25 protein-coding genes are annotated in these 25,391 nt (G+C 61.4%); 14 read left to right on the top strand and 11 right to left on the bottom strand.

What is annotated here, in order from left to right; translation table 11 throughout:
• Nucleotides 1–145 precede the first annotated feature (145 nt).
• The 3 genes from DWA01_RS02865 to DWA01_RS02855 are packed head-to-tail and all read right to left on the bottom strand — an operon-like array spanning nt 146 to nt 1,544.
• Nucleotides 146–586 (bottom strand): tellurite resistance TerB family protein, encoded by a 441-nt coding sequence (locus DWA01_RS02865; protein ID WP_114284144.1) that lies wholly within the window; start codon nt 584–586, stop codon nt 146–148.
• 40 nt (nt 587–626) lie between these two features.
• The gene (locus DWA01_RS02860; protein WP_114284143.1) at nt 627–920 is read right to left on the bottom strand and encodes a DUF1330 domain-containing protein; all 294 of its coding nucleotides are present in this window, start codon (nt 918–920) and stop codon (nt 627–629) included.
• Between the two features lie 36 nt (nt 921–956).
• Nucleotides 957–1,544 (bottom strand): LysE family translocator, encoded by a 588-nt coding sequence (locus tag DWA01_RS02855; RefSeq protein ID WP_114284142.1) that lies wholly within the window; start codon nt 1,542–1,544, stop codon nt 957–959.
• Between the two features lie 72 nt (nt 1,545–1,616).
• Here DWA01_RS02855 and DWA01_RS02850 point away from each other — a divergent pair, with 72 nt between their 5' ends.
• The gene (locus DWA01_RS02850) at nt 1,617–2,069 is read left to right on the top strand and encodes an Lrp/AsnC family transcriptional regulator (protein ID WP_114284141.1); all 453 of its coding nucleotides are present in this window, start codon (nt 1,617–1,619) and stop codon (nt 2,067–2,069) included.
• Between the two features lie 524 nt (nt 2,070–2,593).
• Here the strand turns inward: DWA01_RS02850 and DWA01_RS02845 are convergent.
• The 3 genes from DWA01_RS02845 to DWA01_RS02835 all read right to left on the bottom strand — a co-directional run bounded on the left by DWA01_RS02845 (nt 2,594) and on the right by DWA01_RS02835 (nt 5,316).
• Complete coding sequence (locus DWA01_RS02845) at nt 2,594–4,237, bottom strand: CTP synthase (RefSeq protein WP_114284140.1); 1,644 nt, start codon at nt 4,235–4,237, stop codon at nt 2,594–2,596.
• Between the two features lie 175 nt (nt 4,238–4,412).
• Nucleotides 4,413–4,769, bottom strand: a complete 357-nt coding sequence (secG, locus tag DWA01_RS02840) for a preprotein translocase subunit SecG (RefSeq protein WP_114284139.1) — start codon at nt 4,767–4,769, stop codon at nt 4,413–4,415.
• Between the two features lie 151 nt (nt 4,770–4,920).
• The gene (locus DWA01_RS02835) at nt 4,921–5,316 is read right to left on the bottom strand and encodes a DUF6524 family protein (protein WP_114284138.1); all 396 of its coding nucleotides are present in this window, start codon (nt 5,314–5,316) and stop codon (nt 4,921–4,923) included.
• A 152-nt stretch (nt 5,317–5,468) separates the two neighbouring features.
• On the opposite strand from DWA01_RS02835, the gene DWA01_RS02830 reads away from it, so the two are divergent.
• Both DWA01_RS02830 and DWA01_RS02825 read left to right on the top strand, forming a co-directional pair.
• Nucleotides 5,469–6,761 carry an adenylosuccinate synthase gene (locus tag DWA01_RS02830; RefSeq protein ID WP_114284137.1) on the top strand — a complete coding sequence of 431 codons (1,293 nt, stop codon included), beginning with the start codon at nt 5,469–5,471 and terminating at the stop codon, nt 6,759–6,761.
• On the top strand, nt 6,761–7,000 hold the full coding sequence (locus DWA01_RS02825) for a DUF2842 domain-containing protein (RefSeq protein WP_114284136.1): 240 nt from the start codon (nt 6,761–6,763) through the stop codon (nt 6,998–7,000). Before DWA01_RS02830 ends, DWA01_RS02825 begins: the two co-directional genes overlap by 1 nt.
• A gap of 72 nt (nt 7,001–7,072) precedes the next feature.
• On the opposite strand, the gene DWA01_RS02820 is transcribed toward DWA01_RS02825, so the two are convergent.
• Complete coding sequence (locus DWA01_RS02820) at nt 7,073–10,231, bottom strand: hypothetical protein (RefSeq protein WP_114284135.1); 3,159 nt, start codon at nt 10,229–10,231, stop codon at nt 7,073–7,075.
• Between the two features lie 139 nt (nt 10,232–10,370).
• On the opposite strand from DWA01_RS02820, the gene DWA01_RS02815 reads away from it, so the two are divergent.
• Nucleotides 10,371–11,042, top strand: a complete 672-nt coding sequence (locus tag DWA01_RS02815) for a thiamine diphosphokinase (RefSeq protein WP_114284134.1) — start codon at nt 10,371–10,373, stop codon at nt 11,040–11,042.
• Here the strand turns inward: DWA01_RS02815 and DWA01_RS02810 are convergent.
• Nucleotides 11,023–11,430, bottom strand: a complete 408-nt coding sequence (locus DWA01_RS02810; RefSeq protein ID WP_114284133.1) for a YbaN family protein — start codon at nt 11,428–11,430, stop codon at nt 11,023–11,025. The two genes, DWA01_RS02815 and DWA01_RS02810, sit on opposite strands and share 20 nt — an antisense overlap.
• A 181-nt stretch (nt 11,431–11,611) precedes the next feature.
• On the opposite strand from DWA01_RS02810, the gene rpiA reads away from it, so the two are divergent.
• From rpiA to DWA01_RS02775, 7 genes are all read left to right on the top strand, one after another.
• On the top strand, nt 11,612–12,400 hold the full coding sequence (gene rpiA, locus DWA01_RS02805; RefSeq protein ID WP_114284132.1) for a ribose-5-phosphate isomerase RpiA: 789 nt from the start codon (nt 11,612–11,614) through the stop codon (nt 12,398–12,400).
• Between the two features lie 89 nt (nt 12,401–12,489).
• Nucleotides 12,490–12,930: a hypothetical protein gene (locus tag DWA01_RS02800; protein WP_114284131.1), complete on the top strand. Its 441-nt coding sequence runs from the start codon at nt 12,490–12,492 to the stop codon at nt 12,928–12,930.
• A gap of 76 nt (nt 12,931–13,006) precedes the next feature.
• Complete coding sequence (gene gor / locus DWA01_RS02795) at nt 13,007–14,365, top strand: glutathione-disulfide reductase (protein WP_114284130.1); 1,359 nt, start codon at nt 13,007–13,009, stop codon at nt 14,363–14,365.
• A gap of 95 nt (nt 14,366–14,460) precedes the next feature.
• The gene (gene hflK / locus DWA01_RS02790) at nt 14,461–15,582 is read left to right on the top strand and encodes an FtsH protease activity modulator HflK (protein ID WP_114284129.1); all 1,122 of its coding nucleotides are present in this window, start codon (nt 14,461–14,463) and stop codon (nt 15,580–15,582) included.
• Nucleotides 15,582–16,457, top strand: a complete 876-nt coding sequence (hflC, locus tag DWA01_RS02785) for a protease modulator HflC (protein ID WP_114284128.1) — start codon at nt 15,582–15,584, stop codon at nt 16,455–16,457. Before hflK ends, hflC begins: the two co-directional genes overlap by 1 nt.
• The gene (locus DWA01_RS02780; RefSeq protein WP_114284127.1) at nt 16,457–16,651 is read left to right on the top strand and encodes a DUF2065 family protein; all 195 of its coding nucleotides are present in this window, start codon (nt 16,457–16,459) and stop codon (nt 16,649–16,651) included. Before hflC ends, DWA01_RS02780 begins: the two co-directional genes overlap by 1 nt.
• A 235-nt stretch (nt 16,652–16,886) precedes the next feature.
• Complete coding sequence (locus DWA01_RS02775; RefSeq protein ID WP_114284126.1) at nt 16,887–18,314, top strand: DegQ family serine endoprotease; 1,428 nt, start codon at nt 16,887–16,889, stop codon at nt 18,312–18,314.
• A gap of 326 nt (nt 18,315–18,640) precedes the next feature.
• On the opposite strand, the gene DWA01_RS02770 is transcribed toward DWA01_RS02775, so the two are convergent.
• Nucleotides 18,641–19,288, bottom strand: coding sequence for a peptidoglycan-binding domain-containing protein (locus DWA01_RS02770; RefSeq protein WP_160115948.1), 648 nt, complete (start codon nt 19,286–19,288; stop codon nt 18,641–18,643).
• A gap of 788 nt (nt 19,289–20,076) precedes the next feature.
• Here DWA01_RS02770 and DWA01_RS02765 point away from each other — a divergent pair.
• Together DWA01_RS02765 and DWA01_RS02760 are read left to right on the top strand one after the other, a co-directional pair.
• Entirely contained in the window at nt 20,077–20,400 is a 324-nt protein-coding gene (locus DWA01_RS02765) for a 2Fe-2S iron-sulfur cluster-binding protein (protein WP_114284124.1), read from the top strand.
• On the top strand, nt 20,400–21,119 hold the full coding sequence (locus DWA01_RS02760; RefSeq protein WP_235008405.1) for an FG-GAP repeat domain-containing protein: 720 nt from the start codon (nt 20,400–20,402) through the stop codon (nt 21,117–21,119). The genes DWA01_RS02765 and DWA01_RS02760 overlap by 1 nt, the downstream gene beginning before the upstream one ends.
• A gap of 415 nt (nt 21,120–21,534) precedes the next feature.
• On the opposite strand, the gene purD is transcribed toward DWA01_RS02760, so the two are convergent.
• A complete protein-coding gene (gene purD / locus DWA01_RS02755) occupies nt 21,535–22,797 on the bottom strand; it encodes a phosphoribosylamine--glycine ligase (protein ID WP_114284123.1) in 1,263 nt (420 codons plus the stop codon).
• Between the two features lie 148 nt (nt 22,798–22,945).
• On the opposite strand from purD, the gene xseA reads away from it, so the two are divergent.
• A complete protein-coding gene (gene xseA / locus DWA01_RS02750; RefSeq protein ID WP_114284122.1) occupies nt 22,946–24,586 on the top strand; it encodes an exodeoxyribonuclease VII large subunit in 1,641 nt (546 codons plus the stop codon).
• 203 nt (nt 24,587–24,789) lie between these two features.
• Here xseA and DWA01_RS02745 read toward each other — a convergent pair whose 3' ends face one another.
• Nucleotides 24,790–25,302, bottom strand: coding sequence for a hypothetical protein (locus DWA01_RS02745; RefSeq protein WP_235008404.1), 513 nt, complete (start codon nt 25,300–25,302; stop codon nt 24,790–24,792).
• Nucleotides 25,303–25,391: the final 89 nt, after the last annotated feature.

Here is a 25,391-nt window from a genome sequence, read left to right as displayed (position 1 = left end):
GTGAATGCAACAATCTGGCGTTATCGGTCCGGTTTAGAAGCCACGGCCTCTGCCGGCGGATCCTGTAACAGAAATACGATAAAATCTCCGCTGGCAGCGGCCAAGATTGCCGCCGCGTCAGTCGGATCTCTGACCTCGCGTCACCTCAGCCGCGGCGGGCTTCAACCCTTTTGCGGGCAAGGTTGCTGTTGCGGTCATTCACCCCCAGCAGGCTGGACACCAGTCGCAGAAGCGAATCTTCATGTTGCTCGCGCACCCCGTCTGCCAGCACGATGTCCCACAGGGATTCGACGACAGCTTCGCGCTCTTCATAGGGGACTGCGTCTTTGATTGCGCGGGTGAAACGCACCGTGTCGGGCGCTTCGGCTTCCAGCGTTTCCGCCTGGCCCAGCAAATCGGCAGCGCCGGCAGCATCAAGCCCGTAGCGGTTGGACACCACCCGGGCGATGCGCGCGGCTTCTTCAGCGCTGTAATCGCCGTCGGCACGGGCAACGCGCACCAAAAGCGCCGTCAGCGCCAGGTGGGCATCAAGTTCAGGAATCGGGGCATCGGCCTGGATCAGCCGTTTCAGGAAATCTGCAAACATAACATTGATATAATCCGCTCAGGCGGCAGAGCCAAGGGGCTCAGCCGTCATATCCTTCAACAATTGTCACATTCGCCTCAGAGACCGGCTGCCGGATCGCCAGCGCGGCCTCATATTCCGGACTTTGGTAGCAGGCCATTGCCGTATTGTAATCGGCAAATTCAATCACCACGCTGCGCGGCAGGCCGCTGCCTTCCATCTGCTGCTGGGCACCGCCGCGCACCAGAAACTTCGCGCCGTATTTGTCAAACGCGGCGGCGTTGGCACGGCGGTAGCCCTCATAGGCCTCGGCATCGTCCACCCGTACCTGGGCGATCCAATAGGCTTTGCTCATCTCAGTCTCTCCTGATTTTTGTGCCAGGGTAGCGTGTTATACCGCCAGTGCAAGTGAGCCAACCAGCAACAGCGCCATGCCGATGTTGAACATCCGCATATGGCGCTGGTCACGCAGGATCCGGCGCATCTGTTGCCCCAATACGGTCCAGCTGCTGACGGTGGGCAGGTTGATGGCGCCGAATATTGCCGCCACAACCAGCACAGAAGCCACGTCGCGTGCCGGCGCATAGACGCTGATCGCAGTCAGCGCCATCGCCCAGGCTTTTGGATTGACCCACTGAAACAGCGCCGCCTGGAAGAAACTCATCGGGTGTGTTTCGGCACGCGCGTCGCCCATCGGCGCCGCATTGGCCAGTTTCCACGCCAGCCAGAGCAGATAGGCGACCGAAGCGACTTTCAGAACGGTGTAGAGCGGTGGCCAGAGATCAAACAACTGCATCAGCCCCAGCCCGACCAGCCCGACCATGAAGGTAAAGCCGATGGCCACGCCCAGCATATGGGGCAAGGTGCGGCGAAAGCCGAAATTGGCGCCCGAGGCCATTAGCATCAGATTATTGGGCCCCGGTGTCACCGAGGAAACGAAAGCAAAAGCGGCAAGGCCGAAATAAAGGTCATAAGTCATTTGCATATTCTGCACCTGTCCAAGCCGAATTGAATTGCTTTGTTGTGCCGTTAACAGGTAATTCTGCAATCTATGACGGTAAAAGATCGGATTGACCAAAATATATTGCGCGAGCTGACCCGCGAGGGCCGGATCAGCAATCTGGAGCTGGCGGAACGTATCGGGTTGTCGCCCTCGGCTTGCCTGCGCCGGGTGCAGGAACTGGAACGGCTGGGGGTGATCCGCGGCTACCGCGCCGTTCTGGACGGTGAAGCGGTGGGGCGGGCCTTTGTCGCCTATGTGGCGGTGGGGCTGAACCTGCATACCAAATCCGCCCAGGCAGCGTTTGAGCGCGCTATGGCAGCCGCGCCCCAGGTCCAGGAATGCCACAATGTGGCCGGGGCGATTGAATATCTTCTGCGCGTCGAAGTGGCAGATCTGGTGGCTTATAAACGCTTTCATACCGAGGTGCTGGGCACGGTGGAGCAGGTCTCTTCGATCACCTCCTATATCGTGATGGGCAGCCCCAAAGACCTGCGCGCCTGAGGCAGTGTCCCCGACAGGGCACCCGACGGTGTCCAAAACCGGGACCGGGCCCGGGAGCGAGGACGGGCTGTGGCGGCGGTTGTCGCTGTGGGCAGGTGTCGGGACTGCGGGCGTGGTGCGCAGTGTGGCCGGGACAGAGGCTGAAGTTGATATCAAGACAGCGTTCGTGTGCCGTGCCTGGGCAAGCAGGGGCAGCAACTGCGCCGCCGCCGTAGTGGGGGGGGGCGTGGTGGCGACTGTGGCGACCGCAGCGGGTGGCCCTCCCGCCCGTCAGCCAGGTTCTGCGAACCCAGCTTCCCGTTGGGCCGTGCCGCGCGCATGTGCGGCTGCAGCCTGACCGGGACGGTCAGGCTGCCTGCTCTGGCCGGGCGCTGCGTCAGCGGCCGGGGGAGGCGGGCGGTGCCGGCGATCTGGTGCCGGCAGGGCCGCGCGCATGAATGCGGCACAAAAAAGGCCGGGACTGTGCCAGCCCCGGCCTTTTGTATTTTTCGGGAAACCCCGGGCCCGCAAAGGGGCGGTGGCCGCTAGACCAGTCGGCTGTTCTCTTTGGCCGCACGCACAAAATCGGCAAACAGCGGATGCGGCTGGAACGGTTTGGACTTCAGCTCCGGGTGGAACTGCACCCCCACAAACCAGGGGTGATCCTTCAGCTCGATGATCTCGGGAAGACGGCCGTCCGGCGACATGCCCGAAAAGATCATGCCTTTTTCCTCAAGCGCTGCACGGTATTTGGTGTCAACCTCATAGCGGTGACGATGGCGTTCCTCAATCGCGGTGGTGCCATAGATCTCCGCCACGCGCGAGCCCTCGGTCAGGGTGGCATTATAGCTGCCCAGACGCATGGTGCCGCCCTTGTCGTCATCGACCTTGCGGGCGATCTTGGCATTGCCCTGCACCCATTCTTTCAGGTGATAGACCACGGGTTCAAACCGTTTTTTGCCGGCCTCGTGGTCAAACTCTTCCGAGCCGGCGTCTTTGATGCCAGCGAGGTTGCGCGCCGCTTCAATCACCGCCATCTGCATGCCGAGGCAAATGCCCAGGTAAGGGATGTTGCGGGTGCGGGCGAATTCCGCCGCTTTGATTTTGCCCTCGGTGCCGCGTTCGCCAAAACCGCCGGGCACCAGAATCGCGTGAAAGCCTTCCAGATGCGCGCCGGCGTCGTCTTTTTCAAACACTTCCGCATCGACCCATTCGACTTTGACCCGCACCCGGTTGGCCATGCCACCGTGGGTCAGCGCTTCGACATAGGATTTATAGGCGTCTTCCAGCTGGATATACTTGCCGACAATGGCGACTTTGACTTCGCCTTCGGGGTTGAACACCCGGTCCTGCACATCCTGCCACACATCGAGCTTTGGTTTGGGCGCGGGGGAGATGCCAAACGCATCCAGCACCGCCTGGTCCAGACCCTGCCGATGGTAGGCCATCGGAGCCTCATAGATCGATTTCAGATCCGGCGCCGCGATCACATCACCTTTGCGCACGTTACAGAACAGGGCGATCTTCTCGCGCTCTTTCTGCGGGATCGGTTTGTCAGAGCGGCAGACCAGCACGTCTGGCTGCAAGCCGATGGAGCGCAGCTCTTTCACGCTGTGCTGAGTCGGTTTGGTTTTAAGCTCGCCGGCGGCGCCCAGATAGGGCAGCAGGGTGAGGTGCATGAACACCACTTCGCCGCGTGGTTTTTCCTGGGCGAACTGGCGAATGGCTTCAAAGAAGGGCAGCCCCTCGATGTCGCCAACAGTGCCGCCGATCTCACAGAGCATGAAATCAACTTCATCTTCGCCGACGTGGATGAAATCTTTGATCTCATTGGTCACATGTGGAATGACCTGAATGGTTTTGCCGAGGTAATCGCCGCGGCGTTCTTTTTCCAACACGTTGGAATAGACCCGGCCCGCAGAAATGGAATCCGTTTTGCGCGCCGCAACGCCGGTAAAGCGTTCATAATGGCCCAGGTCCAGATCGGTCTCCGCGCCGTCATCGGTGACAAAGACTTCGCCATGTTCAAACGGCGACATCGTGCCCGGATCGACATTGAGATAAGGATCAAGTTTGCGCAGGCGAACCGAATAACCGCGTGCCTGAAGCAGCGCGCCCAATGCGGCCGAAGCCAGACCTTTGCCCAGCGATGAAACCACACCACCTGTGATGAATACAAACCGTGCCATGTTGGGCAGCGACCCCCGTGATAAACGTTATTAAAGAGCAAGCGGACGGAACGCAGAATTCCGTGCTTCACGGGATTTAAGCCTATACTGGATTCGGTCGTCCCGCGCAACCAAACCGCAAGATGCTGCGGAGGAAGCCCCCGCAACACACAAGTCTTTGCAGATTTTTCCGATTTTATTCGGCGCGTGGCACACTCAGCGGCGCATCCGAGGCCGAGGGGGGCAGCAGATCGATGGCCGCAGGCACCTCAGCCACAGGCGCGTCACCCACCCGGTCAATCACCGAAGAGGTGCCGGACTTCTGCGCCGACAACACGGTCAGCGAAAGTGAGGCGATCATAAACGCGATACCAAAGAACCAGGTCAGTTTGGTCAGCGCCGAAGCCGCCGCACGGCCGGACATAACGCCGCCGCCGCCGCCACCATCGCCACCACCCATACCCAGGCCACCGCCTTCGGAACGTTGCAAAAGCACAACGCTGATCAAGCACAGAGCAAGGATCAGAAGGACGACAAGGATGACATTTTCCATAGGGCGTGGCCTTTGTGTGCAATTCATTCGATGAAGGTATTTAGGCGTTAGTGGGACTTGCCGCAACCCCAAAGCGGCGGCAGCCCGCGCCAATTTCGCGGAAAGCTGAGCGCAACAGGCCGGTTCCGGCAACCAGGCAATCTCTGCGGCCCTATTCGTCGATGTCATCCATGTCGGACTGACCGGACAGCGCCCGGCGCACATGGCTCCAGCTCAGCCCGACGCCCAGCACCACAGAGAGCGCAAAAATGCCCAGCCAGGTGTTCATCGACTGGTTGTCCAGGCTCAGCAGACCCATGTCATACAGCACCCAGATCAATGCTGCGACCAGTGCCATCACCAGGCCCATGCCAAAGGCGCCGATGCTGCGCAACGTGGCGCGCAGATAGATGATATAGGCCACGACCAGCAACAACCCGCTGAGAACCACCACCGACAGGCTCTGATCGAAATTGGCAACCGACCAGCGGATATAGTTCCATTCTGTCGGATTAAAGGTCGCAGCGATCAGTGCAAAGGCGAACAGCCAGCGCATAAAATAAGCCATAAGGGTCCCCGGTTTTGGTCCTGGTCGGTTGTTTTTTGCGAAAATGCCCCAATTCCGGGCCGCAAGTCCAGCCCGGATGCAGATTCGGGTTGGCAGCGCCGGTCTGGCGGGTCTATAGGAATGCGGGTTTTCTCAAAAGTCAGGGTTCAGATATGGCCAACGTCGTTGTTGTCGGCGCTCAGTGGGGCGACGAAGGAAAAGGCAAGATTGTAGATTGGCTCTCAGAGCGCGCCGATGTGATTGCGCGCTTTCAGGGCGGCCACAATGCGGGCCACACGCTGGTCATTGACGGCAAAGTCTACAAATTGTCGCTGTTGCCCTCCGGCATTGTCCGTGGTGGCAAACTGTCTGTCATCGGCAACGGGGTGGTGCTGGACCCCTGGCACCTGGTCAAGGAAATCGCCATCCTGCGTGACCAGGGCGTCGAGATCTCGCCCGAATCGCTGATGATCGCGGAAAACACGCCGCTGATCCTGCCGATTCATGGCGAGTTGGACCGGGCGCGCGAAGATCAGACCGCGGTTGCCAAAATCGGCACCACCGGTCGTGGTATCGGCCCGGCCTATGAAGACAAGGTGGGCCGTCGTTCTGTCCGTGTTGCCGATCTGGCCGATGAGGCCACGCTGGAGCTGCGGGTCGACCGCGCGCTGGTGCATCACGATGCGCTGCGCCGGGGTCTGGGCATGGAGCCGGTGGACCGTGATGCGCTGATCGCGTCGCTGAAAGAGATTGCCAAAGAAGTGCTGCCTTATGCCGCTCCGGTGTGGAAAGTGCTCAACGAAAAGTCCAAAGCCGGCAAACGCATTCTGTTTGAAGGCGCTCAGGGCGCGCTGCTGGATATCGATTTCGGCACTTACCCGTTTGTGACCTCCTCCAATGTAATCGCTGGCCAGGCCGCCACAGGCACCGGCATGGGGCCGGGCGCGATTGATTTCGTGCTGGGCATTGTCAAAGCCTATACCACCCGCGTCGGCGAAGGCCCGTTCCCGGTTGAACTGCACGATGCCGATGGTCAGCGCCTTGGCGAACGTGGTCACGAGTGGGGCACGGTCACCGGCCGCAAACGCCGCTGTGGCTGGTTTGATGCGGTTCTGGTGCGCCAGACCTGCGCCACGTCCGGCGTCAACGGCATTGCTTTCACCAAACTCGACGTTCTCGACGGGTTTGAAGAGCTGAAAATCTGCGTCGCCTATGAGCTGGACGGCGAACGGCTGGATTACCTGCCCACCGCCGCCGACCGTCAGGCCCGCTGTAAGCCGATCTATGAGGTGATGCCCGGCTGGTCCGAAAGCACCGAAGGCGCCCGCAGCTGGGCTGATCTGCCTGCCAATGCGATCAAATATGTGCGTCGCGTCGAAGAGCTGATCAATTGCCCGGTGGCGCTGCTCTCGACCAGCCCTGAACGCGACGACACCATTCTCGTCACCGACCCGTTCCAGGACTGATGGCGCTGTCCTATAAAACCCGCCGGCGGCTGTCGCTGCTGATCCTGCTGGTCGGTCTGCCGGTGTACATCGTGTCTGCGGTCAGCATTGTCGCTCTGTTTGAGCGGCCGCCGATCCTGCTGGAACTGGCGATCTATCTCGTGCTGGGTGTGGTCTGGGCGTTTCTGTTCAAATCTGTGTTCATGGGGGTGGGCAAGGCCGACCCCGATGCGCCGGAGGACACCGATCAGGACAGCTGATCCAATCGGACACTCTGAAAATAAAAAAGGCGGCCCGTCAGGAGCCGCCTTTTTTGATCTTTCAGGCCGCGTTCAGCCAGCCAGGTCTTCGCGTCTGAACCTGGTGTCCTCATCAATCTGAAACTGGCCACGCTTGATTTTGCGAATTTTGCCGGCGCGCAACAACTGGCCAAAACTGCGCAGCCCTTCTTCGCGGGAAAACGCGCCCTCATTCAGCTTGGACACCGTCTGCATGATCTGTGGCCGCGAGAAATGCGGCTGCCCTTCCACAAAAGCCGTATAGGCGGCGGCGGCCTCCAGCAGGTCGGTCAGCTGATGTGCGCCCACCGATTCGGCGTATTCGGCAAAGCCTTCGGAGTCATCAAACAGGTTCTGCTTTTCCGGGTCAGCGGCCACCTGCTGCGCCAGGGCGGCGACCACAGAGGGCTGTGCGCCCGATTGCGGCGTACGGATGCGGCGGGGCCGGATCGCAGGATGGGTATCGTGGCGCTCAGAGCTGACCGCGGCGGCGGGGCGGTTGGTACCGTTCACCCGTTGCTCCGAAACCAGCACCAGCGGTGCCATCGGACGTTCTGCAAGACGCTCACCGCGCTGATTGCGTCCCGGACGGCGCGGCTGCACCGCATGGGCCAGGTCATCGCGATAGCGGCCATCGCGGGGTTCAGGCCCCTGGCGGCTGTCTGGCGTGTCGGCACGGGTCGCCGCAACGGCAGCTTTCAGATGCTGGATGGCAGAGCGGCGGCGCGAGGTTTCCGGCTTGGCCAGTTCCGCGTCGGTGGCGGAGAGGATGCGGTCCACGGTGTTGACCGTATTGGCGTCTTCCAGCACGGCGCGGCCGCTGCGGGTCAGTGGCATTTCTGCCGTCTCCGCAATGTCCTGAGGGTCAGTTGTGTCCGCAGTTGACTCAGTCGAAGGGGCGGCCGAAGTTTCAGCCTGTGTATCTGCCTGTGTATCTGCCTGCGTGTCTGCGGTACCGGCGTCCTCTTCCGGGCCGGAGCGGGCAGCGGCCAGCGCGGCCAGCAACGATTCTTCATCCGCATCACTCAGCGAACTGCCGGCAAATTCGTCCTCACCTACCGGATCGTCGTTGTCCGCGTCGCCGCCGGTGTTTTGGGCCGCGGCGCCTTTGGCGGCAGCTTCCGCCTCAGCGGCTTTTTCCATCGCGACCTGCAAAGTGCCGTCACTGCGCGCGGCTTCAAAATCTGCACGGCGCATTTTCACTACACGGGCCCGGGAGGCGGTGGCAGGTTCCGTTTCTTCTGCAGGTTCAGGTGCATCTGCGGCTTCAGTGACGGTGGTGGTGTCTGCCTTCTCAACGCCCGCAAGCTCGTCCTCTGCCGTCGTCAGCAGAATATTGGCCAGGTCACTTAATGTTGTGGCGTCGGCGTCTTCTTCCGCTTCAATATTGCTGACTTGCGCCTCGCCGCTGTCGGCAGGTGCCGCCTCGTCAGTGTCCACGTCTGCCAGGCCGGCAGCGATCGTCGCGATAAGTTCTGCCTTGGCAAGCTCTGAAGGATCTTCAGCGAGCCCGGTGGCCTCTTCTGAAGCGTCCTCACCGGTCTCAGTGATCTCTTCTTCTGCAGCCAGCTGGACCTGTTCCTGCGCAGGGTCGTCATTGCTGTCTGTCGCGAGATCGTCAGCCACTGGCGCGTCGTCCTGCAGCCCGGCCTTGTCCGCCGTTGCTGAAACTTCCGTCGCCGGCGCTTCGTCCTCCTGAGGCCGCGCCTCAGGACCACCGTCAGCCCCACCGTCAGCCCCACCGTCAGCCCCACCGTCAGCGGCGTCATCCGTCGCGCTTTCCAATGCTGCTGGCACGTCACTGCTGGTCTCGCCAAAGCTATCCGCTTCGACAGCCTCTGCTGCGTCGACGATGGCCAGGGCGTCATCAACCGCCACCGCGTCACGAATTTCCGCGTCGGGCGCGGTATGGAATTCCGGATCGGCCACCGGCTCAATGATGCTCAGTGCATCCTCGTCATCGGATGCAGTTTCAGCACCAGGCTGAAAAAGGTTCTCGTCTGTGTCATCGCCCGCCTGCGCAACGGTGCCTGCATCTTCATCTTCATTTTCATCGGCAGCGGCGCGGACCTGCGGCGCATTCACCGCCTCAGCGTCCGGCAGATCCACAGAAGGATCGCCCGCCTCTTCTATACCGTCAAAACCACCGCCGGCGGCTTCTTCGGAAATATCCGCATCCGCCACGTCGGCAAAGGGGGCACGCTGATCTGCGTCGCGCACTTCCGTCAGCGCGTCAGAGACAAACTGATCTACGAAATTGTCGTCGCCCCCGGCGCGCATATCGTCAATCTCTTCATCGTCAGAAGGCGCGTCGTCAAATAAGGAATCTGCAGCCAGTTCATCGCTGAACGGCTGGTGTTGCTCCGGCTGTGCAACCACCGCGCGGATCCGCAGCAGTTTTGCGGCAATGGAATCTTCGTCATGGCTGATGTCCGCCGCCGGCGCAGGTTTGGCGCTGGCCCAGGGCGAGGTGGGGGCAGCGGAAAACCCGTCACGGTCTTTGTATTGTCCAGGGTTGTAGGGCGCTGAGGGGTCGATCAGATCTTCGTCCTCATAAGCAGACATCTCGTCATCCGGCGCGATGAACAGCTCTTCCGCAAGCGGCGCGGGGCTCTGCTCAGGCTGAGGCGCGGGCTGTGCTTCTGCAATGGATTCCACCGCCTCAGGCACAGCGGCTTCCGGGGAATGTTCTGTGCTGTCTTCTGCGGAGCTGATTGCGGCGATGTCTGGCCCGGCGCTTTTGGCGCTGGTTTCAGCCAGTGGCGCGGGCGCATCCGCTGCCGCCTCTTCTGCCACGTCTGCTGGCAGTTCGGCTGTCAACTCTGCAGCGCTGCTTTGAGCCGCGGTGACTGGTGATGCGACCGCCGGTGTGGTTTCAACAGGTTCAACCGCCTCTGCGGCAACGGCAGCCGGCGCAGAATCAGCGTCAGAAGCCGGGGCAGCAGCGGCCACCGGCGTGTCCAGCTGGCGCAGAATAATACCGCCGTTTTCAACTTTGGCTTCGACCCGGCGCTGCAATTCGCGCTCCGCGATACGATGCAGCATTTCCGCATCCGGCACCGGTGGTTCGGCGCCAAAATAGCGGTCCTCTGCTGCCAGATCGCGGAAATACTCTGCGATGCCGCGCATAGTTGAAAACGGATCGTCAAAGCCTTCGAGCGTGCAGGAAAATGTCCCGTACGAAACCGTTAGAATTTTACTTGCGCCAACCATCAAAATCTCGCTTTCAATACCGCCGTGTTGACATCTTATTTACCATGGATTGGTTCGCAAATAAGAACAGAACTGCGCAAAAGAGCGTATCTTTTCATGGCAAAATTGTGGCATGGGAAGGTAAAAGAGGCGCTTCAACATGTCGGAAATCCTGTTTTCAAGTCGCACACCCATCACGATTGTCGGTGGTGGACCGGTTGAACGTACTGAAATTGCTGAACTTCAGGCGATTGCGCCGCGTCTGGTGGCGGCGGATGGCGGTGCTGGCGCCGCACTTGCGGCCGGCGTGATGCCCGAAGCGGTGATCGGGGATTATGACTCAATTGATGCCGCCAGCCGCGCCGCGATTCCTGCCGCCCGCCAACATGTGGTTAACGCCCAGGACAGCACCGATTTTGACAAGGTTCTGGTCGCGGTTGAGGCGCCGCTGTTGCTGGGGCTTGGCTTTCTGGGGGGCCGGCTGGACCATGAATTGGCGGTGCTCTCGAGCCTCGTACAGCGCACCGGCAAAAATGTGGTGCTGCTCGGCAGTGAGGATCTGGTGTTTCACCATTCCGCCTCCGCTGGCGTCCTGAAACTGGAGCTGGAAGAGGGCACCAGGTTTTCGCTGTTTCCACTGCAACCGGTCACCGGCACCAGCCGCGGCTTGCACTGGCCAATCGACGGGCTGCGTATGGCGCCGGGCGCTGCCATCGGCACGTCAAACAGGGTGGCAGAGGGGCCGGTCGAGGTGGCGTTTCACAATGACGGCATGCTGGTGATCCTGCCGCGGCACTGTCTTGCGGAGGTGCTTACTGCCCGGGGCTGGTGATGTCTTCTGGCGTCTCAGACGTGATATCCGCGGGCCCGTTCGGGCGGCTCAGCACAAACCAGGCCGCGCCACCGAGGCTGACGGCCTGAATCACCAGCACAAAGGGTTTCACCCCAAAATACCAGCTGGCGGCAAAGGTCACCCCCATCATGCCACAGGCGATCGCTTTATATTTCGGTGCGATCGCACCACTGCGCTCCCAATCCTCAATCAAAGGGCCAAAATGGGCGTGCTCAATCAGCCAGGCGCGGGCGCGCGGGCTGCCCTTGCCAAACAGGAAGGCCGCCAAAAGGATAAACGGTGTGGTGGGCAGCACCGGCAACAGCACACCGATGGCGCCAAGCGCCACCGCGATCCAGCCAAGGATCAGATAGATCATCCGGTGCATATATTCCCTCCAGGTCAGGCTGGTGTCGCGTCTGCTGTCACCTCTGCGGCGACCCTCGCTGCCAGCCTCTTCCCGGTTATCTAAGCATTTTCAGCGCCGCTTCCAAGCCATGATACAAATTGCACTCGCGCGCGGGCGTCTTCTTTCCTATAACATGCGCAATCAGATACGGAGCACGCAGATGAGCGGACAACTTTCCCCTATTGATACGGCAAAATTCGTCGCCGCCAAACGCGCGGTTGAATTTGTTGAAGACGGTATGAAACTGGGCCTGGGCACCGGCTCCACCGCGGCCTGGATGGTGCGCTGCCTGGGCGAACGGGTGCGCGAAGAGGGGCTGAAGATCATCGGTGTGCCCACCTCCAGCCGCACCGCTGAACTGGCACGTCAGCAGGGCATCACCATCACCAGCCTGGACGAGGCCAAATGGCTCGACCTGACCATTGACGGCGCCGATGAGTTTGACTCGGAGCTGAACCTGATCAAAGGGGGCGGCGCGGCGCTGTTGCAGGAAAAAATCGTTGCCACCGCGTCCGACCAGATGATCGTGATCTCGGATGTGTCCAAAAGGGTGGATACGCTGGGTGCCTTCCCGCTGCCAATTGAAATCATTCCCTTTGGCTGGCAGACCACCAAAGCGCTGGTGGAAGAACTGCTGCCGTCCATGGAAGTGCTGGGCACCACCACGACGTTGCGTATGAACGGCGATGCGCCGCTGATGACGGACGAGGGCAATCACATTCTCGACCTGCATCTGCGCTCGATCGGCAATGCGCGTCAGCTGGCGCTGGTGCTGAACCAGGTGCCCGGTGTGGTCGAAAACGGTCTGTTTGTAGACATTTGTGACGTAGTTGTGATCGGGCACGGGGATGGCAAAGTTGATGTGCACGACATAAATGAAGGCACCCACGTCACCGACCAGATCGAATTCGCCGAAAGCGACAATATTTTTTCCGACCTCGCAGACTGACACTGCAGATCTTCTGCAGGCTGCGAGAGCGGGCTGACCCAGCGGACCGGATGCCCGGGCTGGCGGGCTGAACAACGGACCTGAACTGAATGCTGATATCACGTACGCCACAACAGACCCTGGTGACCTTTGTGCGCGGCGCGCTGGTCGCCTCCGTCTCGGTCTGGAGCCTGCTGGAAGGTCTGGGCGGTGGCGGCGTGTTTATGCTGCTCTGGGCCGGGCTCAGTGCTGTCTGGGCGCTGGGTATTCTTGCCGGGCTGCTGCGTCAGCGCAACATTGTGGAAACCTCTGATGAGGGGGTGCAGATCTACAACCTGTTCGCGCGGCCCTTTATCCATTGGGATCAGCTGACCTGGGCCGGGCTGGCCACCGGGGCCTCAACAGTGGTGTTCGCATGGACGCCTGAGGAGGGCGGCAAAGAACAATATGCCGGCGTGGCCTTAAAGCTGCTCGGGGACCGTGCCGGTGATCTGCGCGCCGCAGTGGCAGAAGCCCGCCCGGATTTACCAGATCGCAAGCCCGGGACCTGATGATCCCCAAAATTGGCACCATGCCCCCGCACGGGGCAGTGCTGGCAAAAATTACGATGGCCAAAGGAGCGCCTGGATGAGCTTTGATTATGATCTTTTTGTTATTGGCGGTGGCTCCGGCGGGGTGCGCTCTGCACGTCTGACGGCGGCTGACGGCCATAAAGTTGGCCTCGCTGAAGAATTCCGCATGGGCGGCACCTGTGTCATCCGCGGCTGTATCCCGAAAAAACTGATGGTGTTTGCCTCGTCGTTCCCGGCAGAAATCGCCGCCGCCAAAGCCTACGGCTGGGAAGCATCTGTTGGCGCCTTTGACTGGGGCCGGTTCCAGGGTGAACTGCATAAAGAACTCGCCCGGCTGGAAGCGATCTATGACCGCAACGCCAGCAACGCAGGGGTGGAAATCTTTCACCAGCGCGCCACTGTGGTGGACGCCCACACCGTACGGCTCGCCGATGGTACCGAAAAAACCACCAAACATATCCTGATCGCGGTGGGCGGCACCCCCTTTGTGCCCGACACAGTTCCCGGTCACGAGCTGGCGATCACTTCAAACGAGATCTTTGACATTCCGGAGCTGCCGAATAAAATCCTTATCGTTGGCGGCGGTTATATCGCCTCTGAATTCGCCGGCATTTTCAACGGCCTGGGCTGCAATGTGACCCAGTATTACCGCGGCGCGCAGATCCTGCGCGGCTTTGATGACGAAGCGCGCGGCCATATCGCCAATGAAATGATCGCCAACGGGATCGACCTGCACCTGGGCACCAATGTGAGCTCGATGGAGAAACACGACGGCAGGATCCGCGTCAGAAACTCCACCGGCGGCGCGGAAATCTTTGACGTTGTGCTCTATGCCACCGGGCGCAAGCCGCACACCATCGGCCTGGGTCTTGAAAACGCGGGTGTGAACCTGGCGCGCAACGGCGCAGTTGAAGTTGACGACTATTCCCAGACTTCGGTGCCTTCGATCTATGCGGTGGGGGATGTGACCGACCGCGTCAACCTGACACCGGTGGCGATCCGCGAAGGGGTGGCGTTCCATGAAACCGTGTTCCGCGGTAATGCGATGAAACCCGATCACGCGCTGATTCCCTCGGCGGTGTTCACCCAGCCGGAATTCGGCACTGTCGGCCTCTCGGAAGAAGAAGCGCGCGATATAGAACCGATTGAGGTCTACTGCGCCGCCTTCCGCCCGATGCAAAGCAATTTTATCGGCCACAAGGAACGGGTAATGTTCAAACTGGTCGTCTCGGAGCAAAGCCGCAAAGTGCTGGGCTGCCATATTATTGCCCCCCATGCGGGCGAGATGATCCAGATCGCCGGCATCGCGGTGAAAATGGGCGCGACCAAAGAAGACTTCGACGCAACCGTGGCGGTACATCCCACGATGGCTGAAGAACTGGTGCTGATGAAAGAACCGGTTCGAAAGGCTTGATTTTACGGGCGTCAAAGCCCAGTTTACCTGCATGTTTCATGCGAGCAGCCCGGGCAATCCCGGATCTGTATTTGAAAAGAGAGGACCTGACCAATATGGCCAGTAACAATGGCGGCCCATGGGGCGGCGGCGGCGGAGGCCGCGACGATGATGATCGCGGTGGCGATAAACGGCCGCCACAGCGCCCGGGCCGCGACCCGCAGATGCCGCCCGAAATCGATGAGCTGATGAAAAAAGGCCAGGAGCAGCTGCGCGTCCTTATGGGCGGTCGTGGCGGCAAAGGCGGCGGCAACGGTGGCGACGCAGACGGGCCGCAGTTTACCCGCGGCACCTTTGGTCTGGCGGCGCTAGTGGCGATCGGCCTCTGGGCGTTTTCCTCCTTCTATACCGTGAAGCCCGAAGAGCAATCGGTTGAGCTGTTCCTGGGCAAGTTTTCCAGCATCGGCGAATCCGGTCTGAACTTCGCGCCCTGGCCCCTGGTCACCGCCGAAGTTATTTCGGTGACCGCCGAGCGCATTGAAAACGTCGGCGTGGGCAGGGCAGGTCCGTCCGGCCTGATGCTGACCACGGATGAAAACATCGTCGACATCGATTTTCAGGTGGTCTGGAACATCAACGATCCGGCCAAATTCCTGTTTAATCTCGCCGATCCCGATCAGACCATCCAGGCGGTGGCTGAATCGGCGATGCGTGAAATTATTGCCACCAGCGAACTGGCACCGATCCTGAACCGGGATCGTGGCCTGATCTCCACCACCGCACAGGAACTGATCCAGGCAACCCTGGACAGCTATGAGTCCGGCATCAACGTGGTGCGCGTCAACCTCGACAAAGCCGATCCGCCGCGCGAAGTGCTGAATTCTTTCCGTGAAGTGCAGGCGGCAGAGCAGGAACGCGACCGTCTGGAACGCGAAGCAGATGCCTACGCCAATACCGTGCTGGCCTCGGCCCGTGGTAACGCGGCCCAGATCATCGAAGAAGCCGAAGGCTACCGCGCCCGCGTGGTGAATGAAGCCGAAGGTGAAGCCAGCCGTTTCACTGCGGTTCTGGGCGAATATCTGAACGCGCCGGAAGTGACCCGCAAACGTCTCTATCTGGAAACCATGGAAGAAGTGCTTGGCCGGGTGAACAAAGTGGTCATCGACGGCGACGCGGGCGGCCAGGGTGTGGTGCCTTACCTGCCCCTGAATGAGCTCACCAGAGGGGGAAGCAACTGATGCGCAAGACAACACTTATCCTGCCAGCCATCATCCTGGCTGTGATCGTGGCGATGTCCTCGGTCTTTATCGTTGACGAACGTCAAACGGCGCTGGTGCTGCAGTTTGGTCAGATCAAAGCGGTGAAAGAAGATCCCGGTCTGGGATTCAAAATTCCGCTGATCCAGGAAGTGGTTTATTATGATGACCGCATCCTGTCGCTGGAAACTGCCGAAATCGAAGTCACGCCCTCTGATGACCGTCGTCTGGTTGTAGATGCGTTCGCACGCTACCGGATTACCGATGTTGTGCAATTCCGTCAGGCAGTTGGTGTTGGCGGCCTGCGGGTTGCTGAAGACCGGCTGGAACGGATCCTCAACGCCCAGGTGCGCGAAGTGCTTGGTTCTGATCAGGTAACCTCTGCCACCATCCTGTCTTCTGAGCGTGCCGGGCTGATGGTCCGGATCCGCGACAACGCCCGCTTGCGCGCGCTGCCTTTGGGTCTGGAAGTGGTCGATGTGCGGCTGAAACAGACCAATCTGCCGGTGCAAAACCTTGACTCAACCTTTGCCAGGATGCGCGCAGAACGGGAACGTGAAGCTGCAGACGAAATCGCCCGTGGTAAAGAAGCCGCGCAGCGGGTTCGTGCCCAGGCCGACCGGACTGTGGTCGAAGTTGAATCTGACGCGGCCCGGACGGCGGAGATCACCCGTGGTGAAGCCGACGCCAACCGCAACGCGGTCTTTGCAGAAGCCTTTGGCAAGGATCAGGAGTTCTTCGAATTCTACCGCTCCCTTGCCGCCTACCGCAAAGCGTTCCAGTCGGGCAATTCCTCGATGGTGATGTCACCTGACAGCGAGTTCTTCGACTACTTTAAAACGGTAACGCCGCAATAATGGCGTGGATCCTTCTGGCCCTTGGGCTGGTACTGATTGTGGAGGGGCTGGTGTTCGCACTGGCCCCTTTTCGCTTTGATGAGCTGTTGCGCCTGCTGGCGGACATGCCGCTGCAGACCCGGCGCCTGATCGGGCTCGCGGCACTGGCGGCCGGCGTGCTCCTGGTGGCAATCAGCCGATATGCAGGTCTTTGAGTTTAAAAACCAGAATTTCATATTATTCAGACTATATAGACACTGTGTTCGCAGCCGCGATCACACCAAGTTGATAAACCATCGCGGTTTTCAGAGTTGTTCTTTCCGACGGCGATCTTACATTTGATCGTGACGCATACGGCCCCTGTGAATACCCGTGTCGGGTTTAGGGCCTACAAACAAGGAGTTACGCGTGAAACCGCAGGCTGTTTCCATTTCCCGTTCCCCTCAGTTGATGACCCGCATGCTCGCGGTTCTGGCGCTCAGCACCCTGATGTTGCTGGCCTGGATTGCCCAGGCTCAGGCCCGGGGTGCGCCCGAAAGCCTCGCTGATCTGGCCGAAGCCGTCAGCCCGGCGGTGGTCAATATCACCACCTCCACCACAGTGGCGGCGCCGGCAGCTCCTGGCCCGATGGTGCCCGAAGGCTCGCCGTTTGAAGAATTTTTTAAAGAATTTATGGATCGCAATGGCCAGGGTGGCGACAACCGCCGCGCGCGGCGCAGCCAGGCGCTGGGATCCGGTTTTGTGATTTCTGAAGATGGTTATATCGTCACCAACAATCACGTGATCGACGGTGCCGACGAGATTATGATCGAATTTTATGAAGGCATGAAACTGCCGGCGAAAGTGGTTGGCACCGATCCAAAGACCGATCTGGCGCTGCTTAAAGTCGAAAGCGACACCGCGCTGACCTTTGTGCCGTTTGGCGACAGTGACGTCTCGCGTGTCGGCGACTGGGTGATGGCCGTGGGCAACCCGCTTGGCCAGGGCTTTTCGGTCTCCGCCGGTATCATTTCGGCGCGCAACCGCACCCTGTCCGGCTCTTATGATGATTTCATCCAGACGGACGCCGCGATCAACAAAGGCAATTCCGGTGGTCCGCTGTTCAATATGGACGGTGGTGTGATCGGCGTGAACACCGCGATCCTGTCGCCCACCGGTGGCTCTATCGGCATTGGGTTTTCCATGGCCTCCAATGTGGTGGCACCGGTGATCGAACAACTGCGCGAGTTTGGAGAAACCCGGCGTGGCTGGCTCGGTGTGCGCATTCAGGACGTGACCGAAGACGTGGCTGAGGCGCTTGGCCTTGAGACCGCGTCCGGGGCTCTGGTGACGGATGTGCCCGATGGCCCGGCCGCTGAGGCGGGCATTCTGGCCGGCGATGTGATCACCTCATTTGACACTGTCGATGTGGTCGACACCCGGGGCCTGGTGCGCCAGGTCGGCAATACCGAAGTGGGCAAAGCGGTGCGCATCGTGGTGCGCCGGGATGGCAAAAGCCAGACGCTGCTGGTCACGCTGGGGCGTCGCGAAGATGCAGAGGCAGCCCCGATCCCCGTCGTTGCAACCCCTCCGGCGCCGAAGCTTGGCGAAGTGTTGGGCCTGTCGCTGTCGCCGATGACAGCGGAGCTGCGCGCGGAACTGGATCTTGCGGCGAGTGCGGATGGCCTGGTGATCACCGGTGTCGATGAAACCGCCGAAGCGTTCAGCAAAGGCCTGCGTGCCGGCGATGTGATCGTGGAAGCGGGACAGATGGCGGTGAGCTCGGTTGAGGATCTGAACGCCCGCATTGAGCAAGCCCGCGAAGGCGGCCGCAAATCTCTGCTGCTGCTGGTGCGCCGCGGCGGTGATCCACGGTTTGTGGCGCTGACACTGGAGTGACCCGGCTTTAAGTTGAAACACCAGGGGCGGCCTTCGGGCCGCCCTTTTTCGTGCCGGGGCTGTGATTCCAAATGAGCAGAAACCCGTCGGGAATTCGCGGGCCGAAGCGTCAGCAGCGCCACCAGAGCTGGCAGGCCCCCTTTCGGCAGCAGATCCACCCGGGGCAGTAAACAGGAGACTGGCGCAGCGTGCGGGCGGCCAGATTTTCGAGCGGCTGCGCGCGCATGCGCCGTGGCGGTGACAGAGCCTCCGGCGGGGATATTTAAGCCAAAAAGAAGGGCCAGGTGCCAGCTCTGTCTGGGTCCTTTGTGGCCGCGGTGACAGGCTCAGCGCGGTGGCGCTTGTGTCGCAATCAGCCCCATCGCCTCGGCGCTTTGCACCGAAAGCACATCACTGTTCACCCCGCGCGCCACCTGATAGCTGCGAATGGCCCGCCGGGTGCGCGCATCCATGATCCCGGTCACATTTGCCACGTAAAATCCGCGCGCCTTCAGCGCCCGCTGCAGGGTGGCGATAAAAGCAAAATCCTGCACTTCAGGGCAAGGGGTCTGGACCATAATTTCGGCGCGTTCGCTGACGATGCTCTGGCGCGTGTCGGTACGGTATCCCGCCTGCTGGATCACCTCGCCGGTGGTGCGGTCCAGCAATTCGGGTTTGATCTGAACCTGTTCGGTGATGCTTTCCACCACGGCGGGTGAGACGTCCCTGACAAAACAGCTGCCGGGCTGGCTGCCGGCAGGTGCTTGCGGTGTGCCACCGCGCAGGATCACTGGTGCAGGAGTCGTCAGCCCGGCCATCACGCTCAGCTCATTCAGATCCGGCAGGCTGCGTCCGGCCTCTGTCGCCGCCTGACAGCCGGCCAGCACCAGCAGGCCTGAACTGAGTGCAAGCCAGCGCAGCGCGCGGCCGCGTGCGGCCGCGCGCTGCGCCGGCTTGGCGCTGTGGCGCCGGAATAGGGCATCTGGGCTGTTCATAGTCTGCTCATCTGTTTCAGAACCTCTTGCGGGTCCGGTTCGCACTACAATAGCCGCATTTGCCCGGCTTGGAAACGGGGCCTTCGGCCTGAGGTAAACCGCGGATGAAATCAGTTCACTCCGCGCCACCCGCGCCACCCGGGTTTCGCCGGGATGCCGGGTTTCGCCGTCACCCGTGCCACGCCCCGGGGGCTTCACAAATGCGACGTGCATTCCTGTTCATAATAACGGGGACTGTAGCCATACGCGCTGAATTCGACATCCATGCAATGCGTGCACGACTGCAAGCTGCCCCCGACAATATCGAATGCAGCAAGTGCTCCGCTGCGCAGGATACCGGTTTGGGGCCAGGCTATATCTCGTCGGTGCTTCAGGATGGCAAAGAGCCGGCAGTGATGTGGCTATCAAAGATCTGCAACCCGCCCGGGCGTAGGGTTTTTGTGTATCATCAGCGGATTTGTAAGTGTCTCCGGCGGCGGAAGAGATCAGGACTTCACCTGACAAGATTCCGTAAAAACGGGAAAGCGTGCTGGCGTTGCTTGCTGGTGAGTGTTCTCAATATAAGAGCGTAAGAGCGTAAGAGCGTAAGAGCTCTGCAGCGCTGGTGCGGTCTGATCCTGACCGTGGCGCATCCGGACCGATCCGGCCCGCGTGTGCAATTCGCCGCTCAGCGGTGCGATCACGGCAATGACAACACACTCTACTTGGCAAACCGGCGCAGCTTGCTTATTTGGGAGGCAACGGCCTCAGAGCCCGCCTATCAACCAGACTACGGAGCGCCCCTTCAGATGGCCAAAATCACCTATATCGAGCACAACGGCAAAGAACATGTGGTAGAGGTCGCCAACGGGCTGACCGTGATGGAAGGCGCGCGCGACAACGGCGTGCCCGGTATCGACGCCGATTGCGGCGGCGCCTGCGCCTGCTCGACCTGCCATGCCTATGTGGACGCCGCCTGGGTGGACAAGCTGCCGGCAAAAGAGGCAATGGAAGAAGACATGCTCGACTTCGCCTTTGAACCCAATGCCACCCTGTCGCGCCTCACCTGCCAGGTGAAAGTCTCGGCGGCACTGAATGGCCTGGTGGTGAAACTGCCCGAACGCCAGATCTGATGTGGCGGCGGGGCGGCGCGCTCGCACTGTGTCTGGTCGCGGCGTTCTTTGGCGCCGCCGCCGCAGCGGAGGGCGCACGGGACATTACCGGCGCCAGCTACAGCGCCCCCACCACCCGCTACGCCCATGGGGTTCTGGGCGATGACATCGAATATGGCGCGCTGGAGCTGCAGTTTGCAGACGGGTCCAGCCGCCGTTTTACCCTGCCGGAAAATCTGGTGTTTGAAGATACCGCCCCCCGGCTCGCGGATGTCACCGGCGACGGGTTCCCCGAGGTGATCACGGTGGAAAGCGCGTTGGCGCTGGGGGCGCGGCTGACGATCTGGAACAGCGATGGCCGGCTTGCCAGCACGCCCCACATTGGCCAGAGCAGCCGCTGGCTGGCGCCTGTCGGGACTGCCGACCTGGACGGCGACGGCAGTATCGAGATCGCCTATATCGACCGGCCACACCTGGCGCGTATCCTGCGCATCTGGCGTTTTGAAGGCGGTCAACTCACGGAAGTGGCGCAGAAAAGCGGTCTCACCAATCATCAGATCGGCCAGGATTTCATCACCGGCGGTATTCGCGACTGCGATGGCACGACGGAGATCATCACCGTCAACACCGACTGGTCACGCATCGTCGCCAGCCGCTTTGACGGCACAAAGATCAGCAGTCGCGAGATTGGCGCCTTCAATGGCAGCTCGTCCGTCGACCGGGCACTGGCCTGCAACTAAGCGCGTCGTTTGGCTGCTTTGTGCGGATGCCGCCTGGCAGGCTTTCCGCCCTGGCCGTCTCGGTCTCGTTCCTGTGGTCCCGTTTCAGCGTTCCTGTCCCGGCGTGCTCATCCCAGCGCGACCGGGCGCGTCATCCCCATTCAAACGCACCTGGGGCTGTTCATTCAGCGACGTCCCGTCACCGGTGCCCCGGCAAGTGTCTCAGTCTTCGTCACGGGCAACTCGCCCTTGTGCGTCCCCTGGCGCATCAAGCGAACCAGACCCGGTGGTGTTGCAGCATCCGCATCAGGATGCCACTTGCGGGGGGGATTTGCCGTCAGAACGGCAAGAGGGGGGCTGCGGCCCCCCTCTGTCTTCTTTTTTCGATTTAAAACCCGCGCTGGCCGGTCTGCGCCAGTTTGCGCCAGGTCGCGGCTTAAAGCGCGCGCCAGCCGATATCGCTGCGGCTGAACCCTTCGGGCCAGTCGATCCGCTCAAGCGTGGCATAGGCGCGGTCGCGCGCTTCCTGCAGTGTGTTCCCACGCGCGGTGACGTTCAACACCCGGCCGCCATTGGCGGTGATTTTGCCATCCACCCGTTTGGTGCCGGCATGGAACACCATGTTCAGACTGTCACCCTCCAGTGCCTCCAGCCCCTTGATGACCGAGCCTTTGGCATAATCCCCGGGATAACCCTCTGCCGCCATAACCACGGTGATGGCGTGATCCTCCGCCCAGGTCGCCTGGATCTGATCGAGCCGCCCCTCAGCGCAGGCCTGCAGCAGATCCAGCGCCTGGGCGCCAAGCCGCATCATCAGCACCTGACATTCCGGATCACCAAAACGACAGTTGTATTCCACCAGACGGGGCTGGCCGTCTTTGATCATAAAACCAGCATAGAGCACGCCCTGATAGGGGGTGCCGCGCCGCGCCATTTCATCCACCGTTGGCTGTACAATTTCGGCAATGGCTTTGGCGGTGATCTCGTCCGTCATCACCGGGGCGGGGGAATAGGCGCCCATGCCGCCGGTGTTGGGCCCAAGGTCGCCTTCGCCGACGCGTTTGTGATCCTGCGCAGTGCCCAGCGGCAGGATGTTCTTGCCGTCACAAAGGATGAAGAAGCTGGCCTCTTCGCCTTCCATGAACTCTTCAATCACCACCTCTGCGCCGGCACCGCCAAAGGCGCCGCCAAACATATCGTCAATTGCGTCAAGCGCCTCGGCCTCACTCATCGCCACAATGACACCCTTGCCCGCCGCCAGACCATCGGCCTTGACCACGATCGGGGCGCCCTGGTCGCGGATATAGGCACGCGCTGGTTCGGCTTCGGTAAAGTGCGCGTAGGCGGCGGTGGGCGCGCCAGACGCGTCACAGATCATCTTGGTGAAGGCTTTGGAGGCCTCAAGCTGTGCCGCCGCAGCGGAGGGGCCAAAACACAGGATGCCGGCACCACGCAACCGGTCGGCAACACCTGCCGCCAGTGGCGCTTCGGGGCCGATGATGACAAAATCAATCGCATTTTCGGCAGCAAAACCCACCACCGCATCGCCGTCTTCAACATCAAAACTGGCGCATTCGGCAATCGCTGCAATGCCGGCATTGCCCGGTGCCACAATCAGCTTGTCGCATTTGGGGTTCTGCATCACCGCCCAGGCCAGCGCATGTTCCCGTCCGCCGCCGCCAAGAATAAGGATGTTCATTGCACTCTCCGATTGTCTGGTGTTGGCCACGGCATAAGCGGGGCAGCAGATTCCCGCAAGCCCGGCAGCTGTTCCCAGGCCAAAGAAGCGCGCAAATGAGGTGCAATCGCTCTGGTCCCGGCTGTTCCGCGCCGCTAGTCTGCGCCGCATGAGTGATTTGTTTGAAGACGGCCCCGACGACGGTCCGGAAAATTCCGGCGACAATTTCCCCGAATTCACCGTGTCCGAAATTTCGGGTGCGGTGAAACGGGTGATTGAAGGCGAATTCGGCCATGTGCGGGTGCGCGGCGAAGTGGGCCGGGTGTCGATGCCGCGTTCGGGCCATATGTATTTCGACCTGAAAGACGACCGTGCAGTGATCAATGCGGTGTCCTGGAAAGGCCAGGTCGCCAAAATGGCTGTCAAACCAGAAGAAGGCATGGAAGTGATCGCCACCGGGCGTATGACCACCTTTCCGGGTCAGTCACGTTATCAGCTGATCGTGGAAGACGTGGTGCCGGCCGGCGCCGGCGCACTGATGGCGATGTTAGAGAAACGCAAAGCCGCGCTGCAGGCTGAAGGTCTGTTTGCCCAGGAACTGAAACAGAAGCTGCCCTATCTGCCGGAGATTATCGGCGTGGTGACCTCGCCGTCGGGCGCAGTGATCCGCGACATTCTGCACCGGCTGCGGGATCGTTTCCCGCGCAAAGTGCTGATCTGGCCGGTGGCGGTGCAGGGGCAGAACTGCGCTCCGGAAGTCACCAGGGCGATCGAAGGGTTTAACGCGATGACTCCGGGCGGGGCGCTGCCACGGCCGGATCTTCTGATCGTGGCACGCGGCGGTGGCTCGACCGAGGATCTCTGGGGTTTTAACGAGGAAATCGTGGCCCGCGCCGCAGCTGCCTCACGTATTCCGCTGATTTCCGCCATCGGCCACGAAACCGATACCACGCTGATCGATTATGTCGCCGACCAGCGGGCGCCGACCCCGACGGCGGCGGCGGAGCTGGCAGTGCCGGTGCGCCATGAGCTGCTGGCCTGGGTGGGCGAGCAGCAGGCGCGTCTGACCCGCGCCATGTCACAACGGCTTGAACAGCGCGGCCAGCGGCTGCGCGATCTTGCGCGCGCGCTCCCGCGCGCGGAGACCTTGCTGGAATCCCCGCGGCAGCGGCTGGACACAGCGTCCGAGCGGCTGCCGCGCGCACTTACCGCCAGCACTCAGCTGCGCCGCGTGAAACTGTCTGAGGCCAGCGCCGGTCTGCGCCCGGGCCTGTTGAGCACACGGTTGGCGCAGCTGCGCGAACGCTCCGAGAGCCAGGCGGCGCGGCTGGCCCCGGCGCTGAGCCGGCACGCCGGGCAAAAGCGGATTGATTTTGACCGGCTGGCCATGCGGCTTGATACCCGGCGGCTGGTTCAGGTGCAGACCCGCGAGGGCGAGCGGCTGGCGCTGCTGAGCGCCCGGCTCTCGACGGTGGCAAACGCCGGGCTGAACGGGCACAGGGAGCGATTGAACGCGCTGGAGCGTATGCGCCAGACCCTTGGCTATACCGAAACGCTGCGGCGCGGCTATGCGGTGGTGCGCGCTGACAATGCTGTGGTCACCGGCCAGGCGGAAGCGGCTGCTGCCACGGCGCTTGAGATCGAATTTGCCGACGGGCGGGTGCTTGTGGGCCCCGGGGCCGGGACGCCGGTCGCAGAAGCGGATGGCGCAGCGGGACAAACCGCCGCAAAAGCCTCAGTACCCGCCGCGGCAAAACCCGCGGCAAAAAAGAAAAACCCCACCGCGCCGGACCAGGGGTCGCTGTTTTAGGCGGCGGTCAGTGTACCCAAAATGAAAAACACGCTGGTCGCGCGTTTTGCCTGATTTTTGCCTCCCGGCCTCCCGGCCTCCCGGCCGCCGGCGTGGGGCGTTCGGGGCGCTGGACCTCTGGCCTCTGGGGCAGGGCGGCGCGCCACCCGTCAGCCGCTTACATCCGGCTCAGGGCCGCTGGCGCAGCGTGCGCGGCTTTCGCTTCAGACGCCCACATCCGGGCCGGGGCAAAACATCGGCTCTGTGCTCTGCCAGGCCTCAAAGACCTCCAGGCCGCCGGCGCCGCGGAACTCAGCGCGCAACCCGTCCCCGTCGCGAAAGAACTGCCAGCATTGCGCGCCTCTTTCTTCGCCGTAGTCAAAACAGATCTGCTCATCGCGGGCAAACCAGATGCCGTCCTGGCAGGCGCTGCCGGTAAAGGCCCAGCGGACACGGCTGCCCGGCAGGTATTCTTCTACGCCGTAAGGCAGGCCGTTTTCCGCGTAGATGATGATCTTGCCGGTGACATAAGCGTCAAATTCAGCGCCACTCATCGGCGTGTGCTCGTTTGCAGTGGCCAGCGTGGTCACCGGGGTGGATGTTGGGGCGGTCGCCATCGCGCCCGGGGCAGGGCTGAGAGGATCGCGCCCCGTGTGCCCGGGCTGACCGCCGGCGTTGGCGGGCGCGGTGGCAGCGCTCAGCAGCGCCACTGAGAGAGCGAGGAGAACAGGTGTCATAGCGCCAGTCTGGCCGCAATTGTCGCCAAAAGCCAGGCATTGTGCCGCTCAGGAGGGCGGCGGCGCTTTTTGACCGGTCGTGGCCAGGC

Origin of the sequence: Candidatus Halocynthiibacter alkanivorans, from assembly GCF_003333265.1 — a bacterium.
Taxonomy (GTDB): Bacteria; Pseudomonadota; Alphaproteobacteria; order Rhodobacterales; family Rhodobacteraceae; genus Halocyntiibacter_A; species Halocyntiibacter_A alkanivorans.
Note: the sequence above shows the minus strand (reverse complement) of the source record. Positions and strands in the feature narration are given on the sequence as shown.

Coding starts and splice junctions, on each gene's coding strand:
- DWA01_RS02800 (WP_114284131.1), top strand. CDS start 12,490: ATGCTGATATCACGTACGCCACAACAGACCCTGGTGACCTTTGTGCGC.
- DWA01_RS02865 (WP_114284144.1), bottom strand. CDS start 586: ATGTTTGCAGATTTCCTGAAACGGCTGATCCAGGCCGATGCCCCGATT.
- DWA01_RS02850 (WP_114284141.1), top strand. CDS start 1,617: ATGACGGTAAAAGATCGGATTGACCAAAATATATTGCGCGAGCTGACC.
- DWA01_RS02780 (WP_114284127.1), top strand. CDS start 16,457: ATGGCGTGGATCCTTCTGGCCCTTGGGCTGGTACTGATTGTGGAGGGG.
- DWA01_RS02825 (WP_114284136.1), top strand. CDS start 6,761: ATGGCGCTGTCCTATAAAACCCGCCGGCGGCTGTCGCTGCTGATCCTG.
- DWA01_RS02855 (WP_114284142.1), bottom strand. CDS start 1,544: ATGACTTATGACCTTTATTTCGGCCTTGCCGCTTTTGCTTTCGTTTCC.
- DWA01_RS02830 (WP_114284137.1), top strand. CDS start 5,469: ATGGCCAACGTCGTTGTTGTCGGCGCTCAGTGGGGCGACGAAGGAAAA.
- xseA (WP_114284122.1), top strand. CDS start 22,946: ATGAGTGATTTGTTTGAAGACGGCCCCGACGACGGTCCGGAAAATTCC.
- secG (WP_114284139.1), bottom strand. CDS start 4,769: ATGGAAAATGTCATCCTTGTCGTCCTTCTGATCCTTGCTCTGTGCTTG.
- DWA01_RS02815 (WP_114284134.1), top strand. CDS start 10,371: ATGTCGGAAATCCTGTTTTCAAGTCGCACACCCATCACGATTGTCGGT.
- DWA01_RS02760 (WP_235008405.1), top strand. CDS start 20,400: ATGTGGCGGCGGGGCGGCGCGCTCGCACTGTGTCTGGTCGCGGCGTTC.
- DWA01_RS02860 (WP_114284143.1), bottom strand. CDS start 920: ATGAGCAAAGCCTATTGGATCGCCCAGGTACGGGTGGACGATGCCGAG.
- DWA01_RS02845 (WP_114284140.1), bottom strand. CDS start 4,237: ATGGCACGGTTTGTATTCATCACAGGTGGTGTGGTTTCATCGCTGGGC.
- hflK (WP_114284129.1), top strand. CDS start 14,461: ATGGCCAGTAACAATGGCGGCCCATGGGGCGGCGGCGGCGGAGGCCGC.
- gor (WP_114284130.1), top strand. CDS start 13,007: ATGAGCTTTGATTATGATCTTTTTGTTATTGGCGGTGGCTCCGGCGGG.
- DWA01_RS02775 (WP_114284126.1), top strand. CDS start 16,887: ATGACCCGCATGCTCGCGGTTCTGGCGCTCAGCACCCTGATGTTGCTG.
- rpiA (WP_114284132.1), top strand. CDS start 11,612: ATGAGCGGACAACTTTCCCCTATTGATACGGCAAAATTCGTCGCCGCC.
- DWA01_RS02745 (WP_235008404.1), bottom strand. CDS start 25,302: ATGACACCTGTTCTCCTCGCTCTCTCAGTGGCGCTGCTGAGCGCTGCC.
- DWA01_RS02770 (WP_160115948.1), bottom strand. CDS start 19,288: ATGAACAGCCCAGATGCCCTATTCCGGCGCCACAGCGCCAAGCCGGCG.
- DWA01_RS02810 (WP_114284133.1), bottom strand. CDS start 11,430: ATGCACCGGATGATCTATCTGATCCTTGGCTGGATCGCGGTGGCGCTT.
- DWA01_RS02765 (WP_114284124.1), top strand. CDS start 20,077: ATGGCCAAAATCACCTATATCGAGCACAACGGCAAAGAACATGTGGTA.
- DWA01_RS02835 (WP_114284138.1), bottom strand. CDS start 5,316: ATGGCTTATTTTATGCGCTGGCTGTTCGCCTTTGCACTGATCGCTGCG.
- DWA01_RS02820 (WP_114284135.1), bottom strand. CDS start 10,231: ATGGTTGGCGCAAGTAAAATTCTAACGGTTTCGTACGGGACATTTTCC.
- hflC (WP_114284128.1), top strand. CDS start 15,582: ATGCGCAAGACAACACTTATCCTGCCAGCCATCATCCTGGCTGTGATC.
- purD (WP_114284123.1), bottom strand. CDS start 22,797: ATGAACATCCTTATTCTTGGCGGCGGCGGACGGGAACATGCGCTGGCC.